The 15,278-nt window shown below is 61.1% G+C and carries 15 protein-coding genes; 7 read left to right on the top strand and 8 right to left on the bottom strand.

Annotated elements, in window-relative coordinates; genetic code table 11:
• Positions 1–100: 100 nt before the first annotated feature.
• The 6 genes from proB to P5540_06665 all read right to left on the bottom strand — a co-directional run bounded on the left by proB (position 101) and on the right by P5540_06665 (position 5,562).
• On the bottom strand, positions 101–1,231 hold the full coding sequence (gene proB / locus P5540_06640; GenBank protein ID HRT64490.1) for a glutamate 5-kinase: 1,131 nt from the start codon (positions 1,229–1,231) through the stop codon (positions 101–103).
• Complete coding sequence (gene obgE, locus P5540_06645) at positions 1,212–2,465, bottom strand: GTPase ObgE (GenBank protein HRT64491.1); 1,254 nt, start codon at positions 2,463–2,465, stop codon at positions 1,212–1,214. The genes proB and obgE overlap by 20 nt, the downstream gene beginning before the upstream one ends.
• 39 nt (positions 2,466–2,504) lie before the next feature.
• The gene (gene rpmA / locus P5540_06650) at positions 2,505–2,771 is read right to left on the bottom strand and encodes a 50S ribosomal protein L27 (protein ID HRT64492.1); all 267 of its coding nucleotides are present in this window, start codon (positions 2,769–2,771) and stop codon (positions 2,505–2,507) included.
• A 75-nt stretch (positions 2,772–2,846) separates the two neighbouring features.
• A complete protein-coding gene (gene rplU, locus P5540_06655) occupies positions 2,847–3,158 on the bottom strand; it encodes a 50S ribosomal protein L21 (protein HRT64493.1) in 312 nt (103 codons plus the stop codon).
• A 39-nt stretch (positions 3,159–3,197) separates the two neighbouring features.
• Entirely contained in the window at positions 3,198–4,010 is an 813-nt protein-coding gene (locus tag P5540_06660; GenBank protein ID HRT64494.1) for an aspartate dehydrogenase, read from the bottom strand.
• Between the two features lie 283 nt (positions 4,011–4,293).
• A complete protein-coding gene (locus P5540_06665; GenBank protein ID HRT64495.1) occupies positions 4,294–5,562 on the bottom strand; it encodes an alginate export family protein in 1,269 nt (422 codons plus the stop codon).
• Positions 5,563–5,750: 188 nt separating this feature from the next.
• Between P5540_06665 and P5540_06670 the strand changes: the two genes are divergently transcribed.
• The 4 genes from P5540_06670 (at position 5,751) to P5540_06685 (ending at position 8,761) form a co-directional block, all read left to right on the top strand.
• Complete coding sequence (locus P5540_06670) at positions 5,751–6,257, top strand: hypothetical protein (GenBank protein HRT64496.1); 507 nt, start codon at positions 5,751–5,753, stop codon at positions 6,255–6,257.
• A 54-nt stretch (positions 6,258–6,311) separates the two neighbouring features.
• Positions 6,312–7,181, top strand: coding sequence for a 4-hydroxy-tetrahydrodipicolinate synthase (gene dapA / locus P5540_06675; protein HRT64497.1), 870 nt, complete (start codon positions 6,312–6,314; stop codon positions 7,179–7,181).
• 20 nt (positions 7,182–7,201) lie between these two features.
• The gene (locus tag P5540_06680; GenBank protein ID HRT64498.1) at positions 7,202–8,146 is read left to right on the top strand and encodes an SDR family oxidoreductase; all 945 of its coding nucleotides are present in this window, start codon (positions 7,202–7,204) and stop codon (positions 8,144–8,146) included.
• A gap of 216 nt (positions 8,147–8,362) precedes the next feature.
• A complete protein-coding gene (locus tag P5540_06685; GenBank protein HRT64499.1) occupies positions 8,363–8,761 on the top strand; it encodes a sigma factor-like helix-turn-helix DNA-binding protein in 399 nt (132 codons plus the stop codon).
• 195 nt (positions 8,762–8,956) lie between these two features.
• Here the strand turns inward: P5540_06685 and P5540_06690 are convergent, their stop codons facing one another.
• A complete protein-coding gene (locus P5540_06690) occupies positions 8,957–10,066 on the bottom strand; it encodes a uroporphyrinogen decarboxylase family protein (GenBank protein HRT64500.1) in 1,110 nt (369 codons plus the stop codon).
• A 149-nt stretch (positions 10,067–10,215) separates the two neighbouring features.
• Between P5540_06690 and P5540_06695 the strand changes: the two genes are divergently transcribed.
• Positions 10,216–11,208: a Gfo/Idh/MocA family oxidoreductase gene (locus P5540_06695; protein HRT64501.1), complete on the top strand. Its 993-nt coding sequence runs from the start codon at positions 10,216–10,218 to the stop codon at positions 11,206–11,208.
• A gap of 75 nt (positions 11,209–11,283) precedes the next feature.
• On the opposite strand, the gene P5540_06700 is transcribed toward P5540_06695, so the two are convergent.
• Positions 11,284–12,465 (bottom strand): sialidase family protein, encoded by a 1,182-nt coding sequence (locus P5540_06700; GenBank protein HRT64502.1) that lies wholly within the window; start codon positions 12,463–12,465, stop codon positions 11,284–11,286.
• A 360-nt stretch (positions 12,466–12,825) separates the two neighbouring features.
• Here P5540_06700 and P5540_06705 point away from each other — a divergent pair, with 360 nt between their 5' ends.
• The gene (locus P5540_06705) at positions 12,826–14,250 is read left to right on the top strand and encodes a PQQ-binding-like beta-propeller repeat protein (protein HRT64503.1); all 1,425 of its coding nucleotides are present in this window, start codon (positions 12,826–12,828) and stop codon (positions 14,248–14,250) included.
• Positions 14,237–15,262: a hypothetical protein gene (locus P5540_06710; GenBank protein ID HRT64504.1), complete on the top strand. Its 1,026-nt coding sequence runs from the start codon at positions 14,237–14,239 to the stop codon at positions 15,260–15,262. The genes P5540_06705 and P5540_06710 overlap by 14 nt, the downstream gene beginning before the upstream one ends.
• Positions 15,263–15,278: the final 16 nt, after the last annotated feature.

Consider the following 15,278-nt stretch of genomic DNA (forward strand, 5'->3'; position numbering starts at 1 on the left):
TAAAGTCCATCGGACTAAAATGTACAAACTCCAGAGCGCCGATGTATCGGCGCCCGCCATTGGGCGTTTATTATACATTACCGGGTTTACACCAAGAGAACTACGGCAACACCACCAAATTGTTCCGGTGGATCACTTCGTCGAAGTCTTTCTGTCCGAGAATGGCCCGGATCTTTTGGCTTGACTTTCCCTTTATCTGCTCCAATTCCCCGCTGGAATAATTGGTGAGCCCGCGCGCGATTTCGCGGCCCGCCGCATCGAGCACCTTAAGGGCGGCCCCGGCCGCGAAACGGCCCTGCACGCCCACGATACCGGCCGCCAGAAGGCTTTTGCCCCGTTCGAGCAACGCCGCGCGCGCCCCGTCGTCAATGCACACCGCGCCTTGCGCCTTGCGGCCAAAGGCAATCCATCGCTTGCGGTGCGGCAGCACGTCCGCCGACGCAGAAAACAACGTCGCGCGCGCGCGGCCTTCGAGCACATCGGGGATGATATGCGGGGCGCGTCCGTTGGCCAGCACGACCGGCAAGCCCGCGCTGCACGCGATTTTGGCCGCCGCGAGTTTCGTTTTCATGCCGCCGACGGAGGTCTCGACGACGGTGTCGCCCGCGAGGGCTTCGATTTCCGGCGTGATGGCTTCCACGCGCTCGATCAGTTTCGCCGACTTGTAGCGCGCGGGATTCTTGTCGAACAGGCCGTCCACATCGCTGAGGATAATCAAGAGATCCGCGTCTATCTTCGCCGCAATCTTCGCGGCAAGCGTGTCGTTGTCGCCGAATTTGAGTTCTTCGGTCGCGGTCGAATCGTTTTCGTTGACGATGGGCACAACCGTTCCCATGTCGAACAGGGCGTGAATGGTGTTGCGCACGTTGAGGTAGGTCTGCCGGTTGTCGAGATCCGAAGCGGACAACAGCACCTGCGCGGTCTTGATTCCGCCGCCCGCGGCGCGGAACAGTGTTTCGTAGATGTGCATCAGCGCGGCCTGTCCGACGGCGGCGGTGGCCTGCTTGAGCGGCAGCGGTTTCGGACGCTCGGACAGTCCGAGCGCGTTCATTCCGCAGCCGATGGCGCCCGACGACACAATCAGCACGTTCATGCCGCGATCGCGTTTCAGGCGCGCCACGTCCGCGACGATTCCCTCGAGAAGCCGCGCATCGAAGGGCCGCTTGTCGCTCAAGAGCGTCGTGCCGATTTTGATGACCAGCGTTTTGATGTCAGTCGGGATGGTATTCAAATTCGACATCCCCTATCGCAATGGTTTGTCCGGCTTCGGCGCCCATCCGTTTGAGGGCGCGAAACACGCCCATCCGTTTCAGGCGGTCGTGAAAATGCCGCACGGCGGCCTCGTTGTCGAAATTGGTCATCTGCGCGGCCTGCAACGGCCGTCGTCCAGCGATCCGAAAACCGTTCTTGAGCCGTTCGACCGTAAACGGCGGTTCGTAAGTATACTCCATTTCCCCGGGTTCCTGCTCTTGGATCGCCGGTTCCCGCCGAAGACGATCCACGGCGGCCCACAGTTCCTCGAGCAACGCGTCCATTCCTTCGCCCGTGGCGGCGGAAATGCAGTGCGGTTTTCCAAACAGGGGCGCCAGCCCGGCGAACCGCGCGCGGTTCTCCGGCACATCGGCTTTGTTCAACGCATAAACGCGCGGACGTTCCGCGAAGACAGGACTGTGCTGTGCGAGTTCGTTTTCGAGGATGCCGCGTGTTCGTAGGGGGTCCTCGTCGCCGAGATCGATGAGAAACAAGAGCACCCGGGTCCGTTCGATGTGGCGCAGGAAATCGTGGCCGAGTCCCTTGCCTTGCGCGGCGCCCTCGATGATGCCGGGGATGTCGGCAAGGGTCAGCGTGCGATGGCCGGAGAGCATGGCGACGCCCAGATTGGGCGAAAGCGTCGTGAACGGATAACTGTCAATCTTGGGCCGGGCGGCGGTCGAAGCGGCAAGGAAGGTGGATTTGCCGGCGTTCGGCAACCCCACGATGCCGACTTCCGCGATGACTTTCAGTTCGAGGAGATATTCGCGTTCCTCGCCGGGTTCGCCGAGTTCCGCAAAACGCGGCGCGCGGTCCGTGGACGTGACAAACCGGGCGTTGCCCTTGCCTCCGCGTCCCCCGCGGGCCGCGAGAAAACGCCGGCCGGGTTCGACAAGATCGGCCACAATCTCCCCTGTGTTGTAGTCGCGAACCACGGTTCCGGGCGGCACGCGGACTATGGCGTCTTCACCCGTCCGGCCGTGGCAGTCGCTGCCCTGGCCGTGCTCGCCGCGCCCCGCCTTCCAGACGGAATGGTATTTCACGTCGAGCAGGGAAGCGAGTTGTTCGTCCGCGACGAAATAGACGCCGCCCCCGTCGCCCCCATCGCCGCCGCTGGGGCCGCCTCGGGGCACATATTTCTCCCGCCGGAAGGCGCAACAGCCGTTGCCCCCGGCGCCGGCGACGACTTTGATCCTTGCGCGATCCACCAGCATGGGAGGCGTTGCCTTTTATCGGGAAACGAAAATGGAACGCTACTCGGCCTTGGCCGCGGGAAGCACGTCAATGCACTGGCGTTGCTTGCTCTGATGGCGGAAATGGACGACGCCGTCCGCCAGCGCGAACAGGGTGTCGTCGCCGCCGATGCCCACGTTGCGGCCGGGATGGAATTTCGTTCCGCGCTGCCGCACCAGGATATTGCCCGCGACGACCTGCTGGCCGCCATACTTTTTAATGCCCAGCCGCTGCGCGTTGCTGTCGCGGCCGTTGCGCGCGCTGCCGCCCGATTTCTTGTGCGCCATGACTCGTCTCCTGCCTCACCGGGCCTCCCGGCCCGGGTCATGTTCCCGTTGCGGTTTGATCGAACCGGAAAAACGTCAACCGGCGATCTCGACGACCCTGAGTTCCGTAAACGCCTGGCGATGGCCCTGCGTCCGGTGGTAATTGTTCTTCCGCTTGCGCTTGTAGACGCGGATTTTGCGGCCGCGGCCCTGCTTCAGCACATGACAGACCACCTTGGCGTCCGCCAGGGCCGCCGGATCGCTCACGATGCCGTCGTCCTTGACCAAAAGCCGCACGGGACGCAACTCGATCGTCTCGCCGACCGGCGCGTCAATCAATTCGACGCGGATCGTGTCGTCCACGAATACTTTTTCCTGTTTGCCGCCGGTTGCCACTACTGCGTACATGTCTTTTTCTCCCAAACCGTCGTCGGTTCGCTGCCCGATTCAACTCCGGCGCGCCGCGAACGCCATGGCCGCCGCGCGCAATTCCGCGCACGCGCTCAGCGAGGCCAGATAACTCGACTTCGCGTTGCGCGGCGACGGCAGATTTTCCGTTACCGTTTGCAGGCGCCCAAAGGCGCCTTCCGCCACGACCTCGTGGCTGTTGACCGTTGCCCGCGGGTCCGCGATGATCCGCACCCGCGTTTCCTTTGGGCCGATGCCCGTCAAACTCAGCGCCGCCGCCACGTTCACGTTCTGCGGGAAGGACTGGAACGCATCCAGCGCGTTTCCCTCGAAAATCACGAGCGGCTCCGCGAGGTTGTCCAGCGAAATGCCGCGCTCCGCCAAATACGGCGCGCCCGCCAAACCCTTCGGCGGCTTCCGCGTCGTCAGCGTCACGCTGTGCAGGCCCGCCTCCATCGCCGCGCGAATGCCGTCCAGCCCGCACAAAGCGCCGGAGGGAATCCGCACCTGGATACCGGCTTCCCGCGCGCGGTCGCGAAGGTCCGAACATTGCAGCAGCCCGCCCACGCTCATCACCAGACAGTCCCTGCGATGGCGCAGGCACGCCTCGACGACATCCCGTACCGCGCCGGCTACCGCGCATTCGATGACGAAGTCCGACGACGACACGTTTTCGTCGAGCGCGCAAATGGCCGCGTTCAACTGGAACGTCCGCTGGAGCACTTTCGCGCGGTTTTCGTCAATATCCGTCAACGCGACGATTTCCGCCGGGATCGTGCCCTTCTGCAACGCTATGCACAAGTCGGCGCCGATGTTGCCGCAGCCGACCAGTCCAACTTTCATCAGTGCCATGAATGGCGCCACTCTGTGTTTATGAACAAAACAAAACGCCCCGCCCTCTGAACGGTCGAGGCTCCGTGCGCACGCCGCGCACCGCATCTAAAAAACAGAACGGCAAATAGCATAGCAAACGGACGCGCCGGAAATCAAATGGGCCATGGGGTCATTGAGCGCGACGCGCAACAGCTTCCGAATGGAAACATAAGAGGAATACGCGAATGTTGCGAACCGAAACAGGAACCCCCGCGGAAGTCCGCGGGGGTTCCCGATACCTGCGTTGCTTTACGCGAGAGCCTTAGAACTTGATCTGGGTCTCGGCGTAGAAGTAGTTGACGTCGTCCGTGATGGCGAGATTGCTATTGGAAAACGTTTCCAACGGGGCCACATCGTTGTCGCCCAGGTTGAAGAAGTGGGTGTAACCGGCCTTGATCGCAAGGTCTTCGGAGTACTTGTACAGACCGGAGACGTTGATTTCGGCGCCGATTTCATCGTTGTCGGTGTTGTAGTCTTCGACGCGCGCGAAGTAGCCGCCGCTCAGTTCCAGCTTGACTTTCTCGACCGGCATGACGCTGACGCCGCCCTGGACCGTCCAGAAATTGGTCATGGCGTTGTTCAGCAGCGTGTCCAGCACCTTGCTGTACCGGATATCCGAGTACAGGCGGTTGAAGGACAGATTGTCGTTGTCATCGTCGCCGGAGTAGGCCGCGCCGGACAGGAACACCCGGGGCGTATAGGTCGTGTCGAAGGTGTAACCCAGAACGGCGTTGACCGCCCACGCATCGGACGAATCAATGATGTCCTCCCAATCAACCAGCTGGTAAGCCGCTTCGGCTTCGAAATCGAAGGCGCCAAGCGTGCCGGCTCCGCGGAGGCCGAACGTATGGGTGTCGAGCGAACCCGCACTTGCGGGATCGATGATCGCGCCGTCAATGACGCTGCCCGAGTCACGGATGAACAGCCAGTAGGCATCCAACGTGACGTTTTCGATGCCGAGATAGCTGCCATACACGCCGTACAGGTCAACATCGGAGTCTTCTTGGACCGGGCTGTTTTCGGCAACCTTCGCCATGATTGCATCCACGCTGAACTGATCCGTCGCGTAGGTCAGGCGCAGCGCATCGAAGGACAGGCCGGTGAAGAAGGGCGCGGACTCATTGGCGCCGACCAGCATGCTGCCGCCCAGTTTGATTTCCTGGCGGCCGATACGGGCCTTCAGGGCCGTGCCCCACATTTCCTTCGCCTCGATGTAGGCCTGGTGAACGGCCACGTCGCCTTGGGGACGCGAATCAAGGCCCGTCAAATAATCCGAACGGGTTTCTTCGCCCCAAATGCTGTATTCATCGAGTTCGATGAACGCGCTGACGTTGTCGGTGAAGTCCGCGCGGACGCTCAGGCGCGTGCGTTGCTCGGTAAGCGCGAGGGCGTTTGCATCGTTGTCGAAATCGTACCAGTTGCCGCGGATGCGAATCTCGCCGCCCACAACCACATTCTGCAGTTCGGCGAACGCCGGCACCGCCAGCGCAACCGTTACCGCAACCAACAGTAATGCCATGCTTTTCTTCATGGTATCTTTTTCTCCTCGTTACATGCCGGCGGGTCAATCCCGCGCCGTGCATGGCGCCGTCTTTCAGGCGCGTTGATTCCACACTTCAATTTTTCGGTATTTGACGCATCATCGCGCAACAGTCTTCGGAGTTTCAATCCTGTCCGCTGCATCCCTCCTTCCGTCTCCGCGATTCAGGACTGTCCGCAATGGTTTTGTTGTCTCTTCACACTCCGCCGCTACAACAAATCCGAACTCAAATTCCATTCGGATTGTGCGAAGTATACCAACCGCCTTGGCGCTTGTCAAGTCTTTTCCGCGCCAGCCGGATCGCATTATTCTTATTTTTGTTATCGGGCCGTTTTGTCAGGAGGTACACAACCCGCTGGGGGATCACAGCAAAAATGGCACTGGAGATTGTATGCGATAAAGTAATCAATGAAACAGGTTTTTTGGGGTACGGGCGGGGGCATGAAGGGTATAAAGTGGAAGGAGGGGATAAAATGATCGACTCAGAGCGTGTAAACAAATTCGATACAACGGCCTGCAACGCCGAATTCCGATTCGGTACGGACATTGATGGCTCGGCCGAATCGGAATTCGGCGTCACGCTTTCGATGGCGCGAATAAATTCACAAACTCTCAGCGAAGGCTGTTTGATGCGATCAACCCGTGGCGGCGCGGCAATTTGGACAAAGGCGGCGGACAATATATAATTCCCGCGAGTCGTGTTCGGATATCGGGTAACATCGGGAAAGGGATTGTGAAGCATGTTCAGCGGTTCCATCGTGGCATTGGCGACGCCGTTCAAAGCGAATGGCGCAATTGATTTTGAGGCGTACGGGCGTCTCATAGACTGGCAATTGTCCGAGGGGACCGACGGCATTGTGCCGTGCGGCTGCACGGGCGAGGCGGCGACGCTTTCGCACGACGAGCAGAAGGAGTGTATCCGTTTCGCCGTCGAGCGTGTGTCGGGCCGTGTGCCGGTGATCGCGGGTACGGGATCGAACAGCACGATCGAGGCGATTTCGCTGACCCGTTATGCAAAGGAGGCGGGCGCCGACGCGGCGTTGCACATCACGCCGTATTACAACAAGCCGACGCCGGCGGGCCAGATTGCGCACTACACGGCCGTGGCCAAGGCGGCCGACATTCCCATCATGTTGTATAACGTGCCCAGCCGGACGGGGATCAGCCTGCTCCCGCAAACGGTCGCCGAACTAGCCAAAATCCCGAACATTGTCTCGATCAAGGAGGCCTCCGGCAGCCTCGATCAGGTGTCGCAGATCCTGGACCTGTGCGATATCAACGTCCTGTCGGGCGACGACAGCCTCACGCTGCCGATGATGGCGGTCGGCGCGTCGGGCGTCGTGTCCGTTGCGGCGAACGTGGTTCCGGCGAAAGTCGCCGGCCTGTGCGCGGCGTTCCGCGCGGGCGACCTCGAGGAAGCACGCGAAATTCATTATGAACTTTTCCCGTTGTTCAAGGCGCTTTTCATCGAAACGAATCCGATGCCGGTAAAAGCGGCGCTCGCCCGCATGGGCCTGATCGAAAACGTCCTGCGCCTGCCGCTCACGCCGATGCTGCCGGACAAATTTGCGCAACTCGAAAAGGTGTTGAAAAAACTCGGCGTCGTGTGACGCATTGAAACGGAGCCATTATGGAGCGTGTCGTAATCAGCGGCGGAGCGGGTTTTCTGGGATCGCACCTGTGCGATCGCATGATCGCCGACGGACTGGCGGTGGTGGTGTTCGACAATTTCGTCACGGGCCGCCGAAAGAACATCGAACATCTGTTCGGCCATCCGAACTTCACGTTCGTCGAGCAGGACGTAAGCGTTTCGTGTGACATCGAGGGCCGCGTGGATTACGTCATGCACCTGGCCTCGCCCGCGAGTCCCGCCGATTTCAGGCGGATCCCGTTCGATTGCCTGCGCGCCGGATCATACGCCACGCATGTCATGCTCGACCTCGCGCGCAAGAAGGGCGCGCGGTTCTTCCTGGCGAGCACGTCCGAGGTTTACGGCGATCCGCCGCCGGAGCATCACCCGCAGGTCGAGACCTATTTCGGCAACGTCAATCCCAACGGTCCGCGCAGCGTGTACGACGAGGCCAAACGCTACGCCGAGGCGGTCACGATGGCTTATCATCGCCAGTATGACCTCGACACGCGCATCGTCCGCATCTTCAACACCTACGGTCCGCGCATGCGGCCCGACGACGGGCGCGTGGTCACCAATCTCGTGTGCCAGGCGCTGCGCGGGGCGCCGTTGACGCTCTACGGGGACGGTTCGCAAACGCGCAGTTTCTGCTACGTCGGCGATCTCATCGAGGGGTTTGTCCGCCTGCTCCGATCCGAGGAGACCGCGCCCGTCAATATCGGCAATCCGGGCGAATTCACCGTTCGGGAACTCGCCGAACTGATCCTTGACCTCACCGGAAGCGCAAGCACGATCATTACCGTGCCCCTGCCCTATGCCGACGATCCCAAACAGCGCCGGCCCGATATCTCGAAAGCCAAACGCATCCTCGGCTGGGAGCCGACGGTCCCCCTTCGCGAAGGTCTCGCCAAGACGATCGAATACCTTCGGACGGAAATCCGGTAAGATACCCGCGCACCGAGCAACAATCACGCCTTCGCTTCCGTTTCTTTTCCTTCCTCGCGCCCGCATCGCGATCCCGTCGCGCGGCGGCGACCGGTCCACACGATAAAAATGCGAGCAAATTGCGAGTCCGGCAAAAGTATTTTTCGGGGCATCCGGGGCACCATGACGGCATAACGAGTTTACAGGCCGTACAACCCGGAATGGAGGATGATCCCAATGTCAACGTCAAGGAAAAAGCGGGCGCCGCGCGTCGTACCGCTCGACCCCGGCTACTTTGCATCAATCAGCGAGAAGTCGAGTCCGTGGCACGAAGATGAACAAGCCATCGAGGAAGGATTGGAATGGGGCCGCCAAAAAGCCCGTCTGTTGCGATGGGTCCGGCTGGAGGCGGGGCGGCGGCTCACGGCCCGCGAACGGCAGTGCCTTGAAATGCACTTTTTCGAGGGCATCACGTTTGCCGAAATGGGCGCAAGGACCGGCACAAACGCGTCCAGCGCCCATCGCGCGGTCCGCCGGTCTCTGCGGAAATTGCGCGAGGCGGCTCGTTCGGCCCGGTTTCGCGGCTGGCCCTTTATCCTGTCGGAACCCGGCGCAAACAAAAGAATGGAAAAATAAATCTGGAATCGCGGCCGAAAAAGGCTCTTTCGCCTAAATCAGTGGGCGAAGTGGGCGAAGTGGGCGAGGTGGGCGAGGTGGACTTTTCCTGGAAAGAGAAACCCTTCACGGGTTCATCTTATCCATTTGATCTACTTCGTCCACTTCGTCCTTGTGAAAAACGGGGGAGGGACAGTTCCGCGGCCGTATTCCGAATCACCAATGATCCATTTCACACAGGCGGCGGCGGTAGTACAGGTAATTTTCGAGGCTGACCTCGACGGGGACTCCGTGATCGCAGGTGGGTATGTAACCGCCGCGTTCAAGCATGGGGGGGATAATGTGTTCGAGGTGCTTGTTGATGGCGTCTTTTCCGGCGGCGAGGACGCGCTTGTCAATGCCGCCGGTCAGCACGAGTTCGGGCCACTGTCTGCCCGCGCGGACGACGTCGCATCCGCTGGCGACCTCCCACGGATCCATGACGTCCATGCCCGCTTCGAGGTACAGCGGCACGGCCCTATCGGCGAACCCATCCGTATCCACGTTGAAGTAGAGTTTGCGCCGTTGCCGCCGGCGGGCGTTGCCCACCACGTCTTGGTAATAGGGCAGCAGGAATTCGCGGACCATGTCGGGCGAGATGAGAAGGCCCTTCACATAGCAGATGTCCTCGCCCATGGCCAATTCGTCCAGTTCGACATGCGCCTGGATGCGTTTGAGCCCTTCGTTCATGATTGCGGCCCATTGCCGCATCATGGCGTGGATGAGGTCCGGCTGCTCGCAGAATGCGACCAGCAAGTCTTCCGGCCCCATGAGGGCGCGCAAATACATGTAGCCGCCGACCATTCCCTGCCGGATCATCAGCCCGCCGGATTGCCGCTGCGTTTCGGCATAAATACATTGTCCGTTCAGCGCGGCATAGCGGTCCGCGTCGTCCGGATTCAGCCGCGGCGCCACTTCGTTTTCCCAATCGCGCATGGATGTCACCGGATGCCTGATGTAGTCCGGCATGAACCCGTGTCGGCGGCCCTTGAACACCCGGAGCCATCGCCCCGCGGTATCCTGGATGATTTCGGTGCCGCCCTCGTCGCGAATTACTTTATCCTCGTATCCCGGCAGAAAAGGCGGTTCGCACCAGCCGAGGTTCAAGCCGATGTCTACTATGCCCGGCGGATCGAAATTGAACAGATTCCGTTCCTCGAAATCGTCCGGCAAGCCTTCGGCCTTCCATCGTTCGATAGTCTCCGCCCAGATGTAGAATTCCCGGCGGAACAGGTGGTCCACGGGCTTGAATTCATAGGTGGCGCGCATGCGTTCGCCTGCATTCATGCGGATTCGTCTCCTGCATTGTTGGCCGGCGCCAGCCTACGCGATGCGCGGAAGGTTGTCAACGCGGCGCTGTCTTTTTGCTTTCCCGCACGGGCCTTGATACCATGCGTCGCGGCAAATCCGGTGAACGGATGGGAGGAAAGGCAAACATGGCAAAGAAACTGCGTATTGGTTTTATTGCGGCGGGCGGCATTTCACACGGTCATTGGCATCGCATGCACGCGACGGGCAAGGCGGAGGTCGTCGCGCTCAACGATCCCAGTCCGGCGTCGTTGAAGCGGTTCTACGAGCGTTGTCCCGGTTCGGACAAATTGCCCGTGTACAAGGATTACCGCGACATGCTCAAGAACGAGCAACTCGACGGCGTCGTGGTGCAAAGCCCCCACTACGTCCATTTCGAGCAGAACATGGCGGCGCTCAAGGCGGGGTTGCACGTCCTTAGCGAAAAGCCCATGGTCTGCACGATCAAGCACGCCAAGACGCTCATCGCCCAGGCGAAGGCGTCCGGGAAGGTGTTGATGATTTCGTACCAGCGCCATTTCGATCCGGCGTTCCGCTACATCCGCGATCAAATCGCGAAGGGGGCGATCGGCGAGGTGCAATACGTCCAGGCCATTCAGAGCCAGGAGTGGCTGCGCGCCGTGAAGGGCACGTGGCGGCAGAAACTCGCCGAATCGTGCGGCGGCCAGCTCAACGATTCCGGCAGCCATCTCGTGGACATCGTCATGTGGGTCACGGGCATGAAGGTGACGGAAGTGGCCGCCTATTCGGTCAATTTCGGCACGGAAGTGGACATCAATTCGACGCTCGCGATGAAATTCGAGAACGGCGCGCTGGGCAGCATGTCGGTTATCGGCAACGCCCCGTGCTGGTACGAGGATCACACGATCGTCGGCAGCAAGGGTGCGTTTTATCTGCGCCAGGACGGCAAGGAAACGCTGGTTCAGCAGGACGCCGTCGGACGGCGGGTCAAGATCAAGTTTCCGAAATACGACAAGAATCCCGATTCCAATTTCGTGGACTCGATTCTCGGCAAGGACACGCCGCAGACGCCGCCCGAATGCGGACTGCGCACCATCGAAGTCACCGAGGCCGCATGGAAATCCGCGGCCGCGGGCGGCAAGCCCTGCCGGGTGCCGTGAAACCGGAACGACAGTGGACGGGGCGGACTTCGCCGGGAAGGCGAAAGAGGGCCGGAGTCCCTCTCGTCTCTGGGATCAGTTGCTCGCTTCCGCAATCCAATCCGGATCGAGCGCAATGTGCCTGATGGACTTACCGCCCTCGTTGAACGTGTAGGTGGCGTGCAGTTGGCCGTCCCGTGATTGGATCAGCGAAGGATAGGCATAGGACGTCTTGCCCTTTTCTCCGTTTTCGATGTGGCGCTTCCATTTCCACGTTTGGCCTTCGTCGTCGGACATGGCAAGAGCCAGTCTGTGGCGCCCGTCCTCGGTGTCGTTGAAAATCATGACCCAGCGTCCGTCTTTCAGCGCAATGACTTCGAGGCTCGATCCCGGATTCGGGATGTCCACGTCGCGCGCCACGGACCAGGTCTGGCCGTCGTCGGATGAACCGGCCAACAGTACGCGCTGTGGCAGCGATCCGGAATCCCGCATGTAGGCCAGAATGGTTCCGTCTTTCTTGCGCACGAGGGAGGGCTGGATGGGTCCCAGGCCGACGATGGGCTTGCCGCATCGCCACGTCGCGCCGCAATCGTCCGAAATCGCCACGAGCGACACGTTGAATCCGTCTGAATACAACGGCAACAGGATTCGGCCCGTCGGCAGGGCGATCGGATGGATGCGCGTCATCCAGCCCAGTTGCCGTTTCAAGGGGTCCTTCGCGGCCTCGGCCAGCATGTCGGGATAGGTCGGCGCATAGCCCGCCCACATGGATTCATCGAATTCCAGTTCCTTGAAGCCCGCCTTCAGAGCGGCGCCGAAGTCCTCCCCCGGTTTGAGGTGAATCAGGTCCTGCCACGACCATTTGGGCGCTCCGCGGCCCATGTAGTCCTCCGCGCGGCGGAACATCAGCAGCGAATTTTCCCACAACCCCGCGCGAACCGAGATCCAGAACAGCCAAAGCCGCTTCTGGCCGTCTATATACAGGACCGGGTTGCAATCCGGGAAATCCGGCGTGTCGGCCATGGGAAACACGGGACTCCACGCGGTCGCGCCTTTTTTGAGCCGCGCGCCGAGCACCGCGACGTCGTCGGCGGTCCGTTCGCCCGACCCGTGGAACCAGCAGGCCAACAAATCGCTGTTGGGACACTCGACGATGCTGCTGCCGTGGCAATGCTTGTCCTGCAATGGAAAAATCAACTCTCCGCGCACGCCCGGTACGGCCCATGCCGCCGTGGCAGAACAACCCAACAGAACGCCAAGAAGAAAACGCTTATGCATCGTTCGTCCTCCTTCCATGTTGCCGGTACAGGGGACGCATTGTAAGCGATGCCGCCACAGGGAACAAACGGTGGGAAGGGAGTCGTACGCGATGCCGAAAACGAATTATCTTGAGGCCGCCAGGTTCTCCCGCAAAGGATGTAACAGCGTTTTCCCGGATTGTCCCGCAAGCGATGGAAGTTTTTCATAACTCCTTGCTTCACGCACGAGCACGCGCACGATTACGAGCACGCGCACGAGTACGAGGCGGCATGAGCAAGGATCGATCAGGTCCGGTAAAATGCCTATAATCGGCGGGACAATGGCTAACAAACCGGATCGGCAACAAGTAAATTGAAGGCATTGTTTACACGACGCAACATGGCGGCAGGCGCAGCGGCAACGGTATCGTGCCTTGTCGCTGTCCTTGCGCTTTCAGCGTGGTTCGGCCGGGAATCCGCGGCGCCGGCGGACGTTCGTGTGCCGGGTACGGACGGCACGCCGGCGGGCATGCGGGGCGAAGACGCGCCCGTGGATCTTCGCGGTACGTTTCAGGCGTTCGAGGGCGTGCCTGGCGATCTTCCCGGCGCATGGCCGTCGTTTCGCGGCGCCGATCGCGACAACATCGTCAAGGACGGCGTTCCGCTTGCCGATTCGTGGGGAAAAGGCGGCCCACCGCTCCTTTGGAAGGTCGAACTGGGCGAGGGATATGCCGGGGCGGCGGTATGGGGAGGACGGGTGTATGTGCTGGACTACGACGAGTCGGCCAAGGCGGACGCGATTCGGTGTTTCTCGCTTGCGGACGGACGCGAGATTTGGCGGCGATCCTATGCGGTCGTCGTGAAGAAGAATCATGGCATGTCGCGCACCGTGCCAGCCGTCACGGAAAAACACTTGGTTACCATCGGTCCGCGCTGCCATGTCGTGTGCCTCGATCCGATCACGGGCGATTTCAAATGGGGAATGGACCTTCAGCGCGAATACGGAACCGAGGAACCCTTGTGGTATACGGGGCAATGTCCCTTGATTGACGGTTCCCGGCTTGTTGTGGCGCCGGGCGGACCGGATGCGTTGATCATGGCAGTAGACCTTGAAACCGGGGCGCCGGTATGGAAAACGCCCAATCCGCACGGGTGGAAAATGTCGCATTCGTCCGTGATGCCGGCAGTCGTCGCCGGAAAGCGCATGTACGTGTACGCGGCCGTCGGCGGCGTCAGCGGCGTGGATTGCGAAACGGGCGCGTTGTTGTGGGAGTTGCCGTGGAGCGCGAAGGTCGTCGCGCCGTCGCCGGTCGCGCTGGACGACGGCCGGATCTTTCTGGCGGCCGGTTACGGCGAGGGCGGCATGATGATCCGCGTCAGGATGGAAAATGGGATGTTTACCGCCGGCATCGAATACAAGCACGGGCCGAAAGACGGCCTTGCCTGCGAACAACAGACACCGATCTATCACGACGGGCTTCTGTTCGGCATCATGCCCAAGGATGCCGGCGCATTGCGGGGGCAATTCGTGTGCTACAATCCCGACGGCACGCGGGTCTGGTCGAGCGGCCAGACGAACCGGTTCGGGCTGGGTCCGTTCATTCTGGCGGACGGCAAGTTCTATGTGCTGGACGATGAAGGCGTGCTGACCCTGCTTCGGGCGAGTCGCGCGGGCTACGAGCAGATTGCGCAGGCCAAGGTCCTCGACGGGCATGACGCCTGGGGACCGATTGCGCTGGCGCACGGGCGCATGCTGCTGCGCGACTCGACGCACATGGCCTGCATCGCCGTGGACAAGAAGGAATCCCAAGATGGAAACCGATAGACGCTTGGTTCCGGCATGGCTGTGGACGCTTGTCGCCGTGGGTATTCTGGGCGTCGTGATAGCGTTGGCGGTTTCAGACAGACGCCGCGAGCCCGGCCCTTCGCTCCAGTTCGACGTGACGCCCTTCGCGGCGGTGGATCCGGCGAAAGTCAATTTCAGGCAAACGGCCCGTTTTCCCGTGATTGTCACGAAACCGGCGGCCTTGGCGCGGGGCCGGGGCGGACGCATGTTCGTGGCCGGCGAAGACGCCGTCGTTGCGATGGACGCCAACGGCAAGGAAACCGTCCGTTATGCCGTGAAGGGAACGCCCGACTGTCTGGCCGAAGCGCCGGACGGGCGCATTTTCCTCGGCATGCGCGACCATGTCGAGGCGATCGATCCGAAAGGCGCGCCGGTTGCCGCATGGTCCGCTTTGGACGGGCAGGCATGGATTACCGCGCTGGCCGCGGACGAGCAGAATCTTTATGTGGCGGACGCGGGCAACCGCGTAATCTGGCGGTTCGACCATGCCGGCGCAATGCTGAACAAAATCGGCGAACGCAAGCCCGGCGACGCCGATGCCGGGTTCGTCATTCCCAGTCCGTATTTCGACGTCCTGCTCGATCCGTCCGGCGCGCTGTGGGCGGTCAATCCCGGTAAGCACGGTTTTGAAAACTACCGGCCGAACGGGGAATTGATCAGTTCGTGGTACAGACCCGGCATAAACACCGAAGGCTTCTGCGGATGCTGCAATCCGATTCATGCGGCCTATCGCAGCGATGGATCGGTCGTTACCATGGAAAAGGGCCTCAACCGGATCAAGGTCTACACGCCCGATGCAAAATTGCTCGGCGTCGTGGCGACAGCCGACATGCTCGGGGCGCCAGCGGACGCCGCCACGTCCTGCCAGTTGGAGACTCCCGTGCCGGACATCGCCGTGGACGATCAGGACCGGATATGGGTGTTGCACGGCCCGTGGCAGGCCGTTTTGGTGTATGAACAGGAAAAAGACAGGGAAGTAAGCCCCCGGTAAAACAGGCAGAAAGGTT

This window comes from Candidatus Hydrogenedentota bacterium, assembly GCA_035450225.1.
In the GTDB taxonomy this organism is placed as follows: domain Bacteria; phylum Hydrogenedentota; class Hydrogenedentia; order Hydrogenedentales; family SLHB01; genus DSVR01.

Bases quoted from the DNA above. Each gene is read 5' to 3' on its own strand.
- P5540_06695 (HRT64501.1), top strand. From the start codon at position 10,216: ATGGCAAAGAAACTGCGTATTGGTTTTATTGCGGCGGGCGGCATTTCA.
- P5540_06690 (HRT64500.1), bottom strand. From the start codon at position 10,066: ATGAATGCAGGCGAACGCATGCGCGCCACCTATGAATTCAAGCCCGTG.
- P5540_06710 (HRT64504.1), top strand. From the start codon at position 14,237: ATGGAAACCGATAGACGCTTGGTTCCGGCATGGCTGTGGACGCTTGTC.
- P5540_06665 (HRT64495.1), bottom strand. From the start codon at position 5,562: ATGAAGAAAAGCATGGCATTACTGTTGGTTGCGGTAACGGTTGCGCTG.
- obgE (HRT64491.1), bottom strand. From the start codon at position 2,465: ATGCTGGTGGATCGCGCAAGGATCAAAGTCGTCGCCGGCGCCGGGGGC.
- rplU (HRT64493.1), bottom strand. From the start codon at position 3,158: ATGTACGCAGTAGTGGCAACCGGCGGCAAACAGGAAAAAGTATTCGTG.
- P5540_06685 (HRT64499.1), top strand. From the start codon at position 8,363: ATGTCAACGTCAAGGAAAAAGCGGGCGCCGCGCGTCGTACCGCTCGAC.
- P5540_06670 (HRT64496.1), top strand. From the start codon at position 5,751: ATGGTTTTGTTGTCTCTTCACACTCCGCCGCTACAACAAATCCGAACT.
- rpmA (HRT64492.1), bottom strand. From the start codon at position 2,771: ATGGCGCACAAGAAATCGGGCGGCAGCGCGCGCAACGGCCGCGACAGC.
- P5540_06680 (HRT64498.1), top strand. From the start codon at position 7,202: ATGGAGCGTGTCGTAATCAGCGGCGGAGCGGGTTTTCTGGGATCGCAC.
- P5540_06660 (HRT64494.1), bottom strand. From the start codon at position 4,010: ATGGCACTGATGAAAGTTGGACTGGTCGGCTGCGGCAACATCGGCGCC.
- P5540_06700 (HRT64502.1), bottom strand. From the start codon at position 12,465: ATGCATAAGCGTTTTCTTCTTGGCGTTCTGTTGGGTTGTTCTGCCACG.
- dapA (HRT64497.1), top strand. From the start codon at position 6,312: ATGTTCAGCGGTTCCATCGTGGCATTGGCGACGCCGTTCAAAGCGAAT.
- P5540_06705 (HRT64503.1), top strand. From the start codon at position 12,826: ATGGCGGCAGGCGCAGCGGCAACGGTATCGTGCCTTGTCGCTGTCCTT.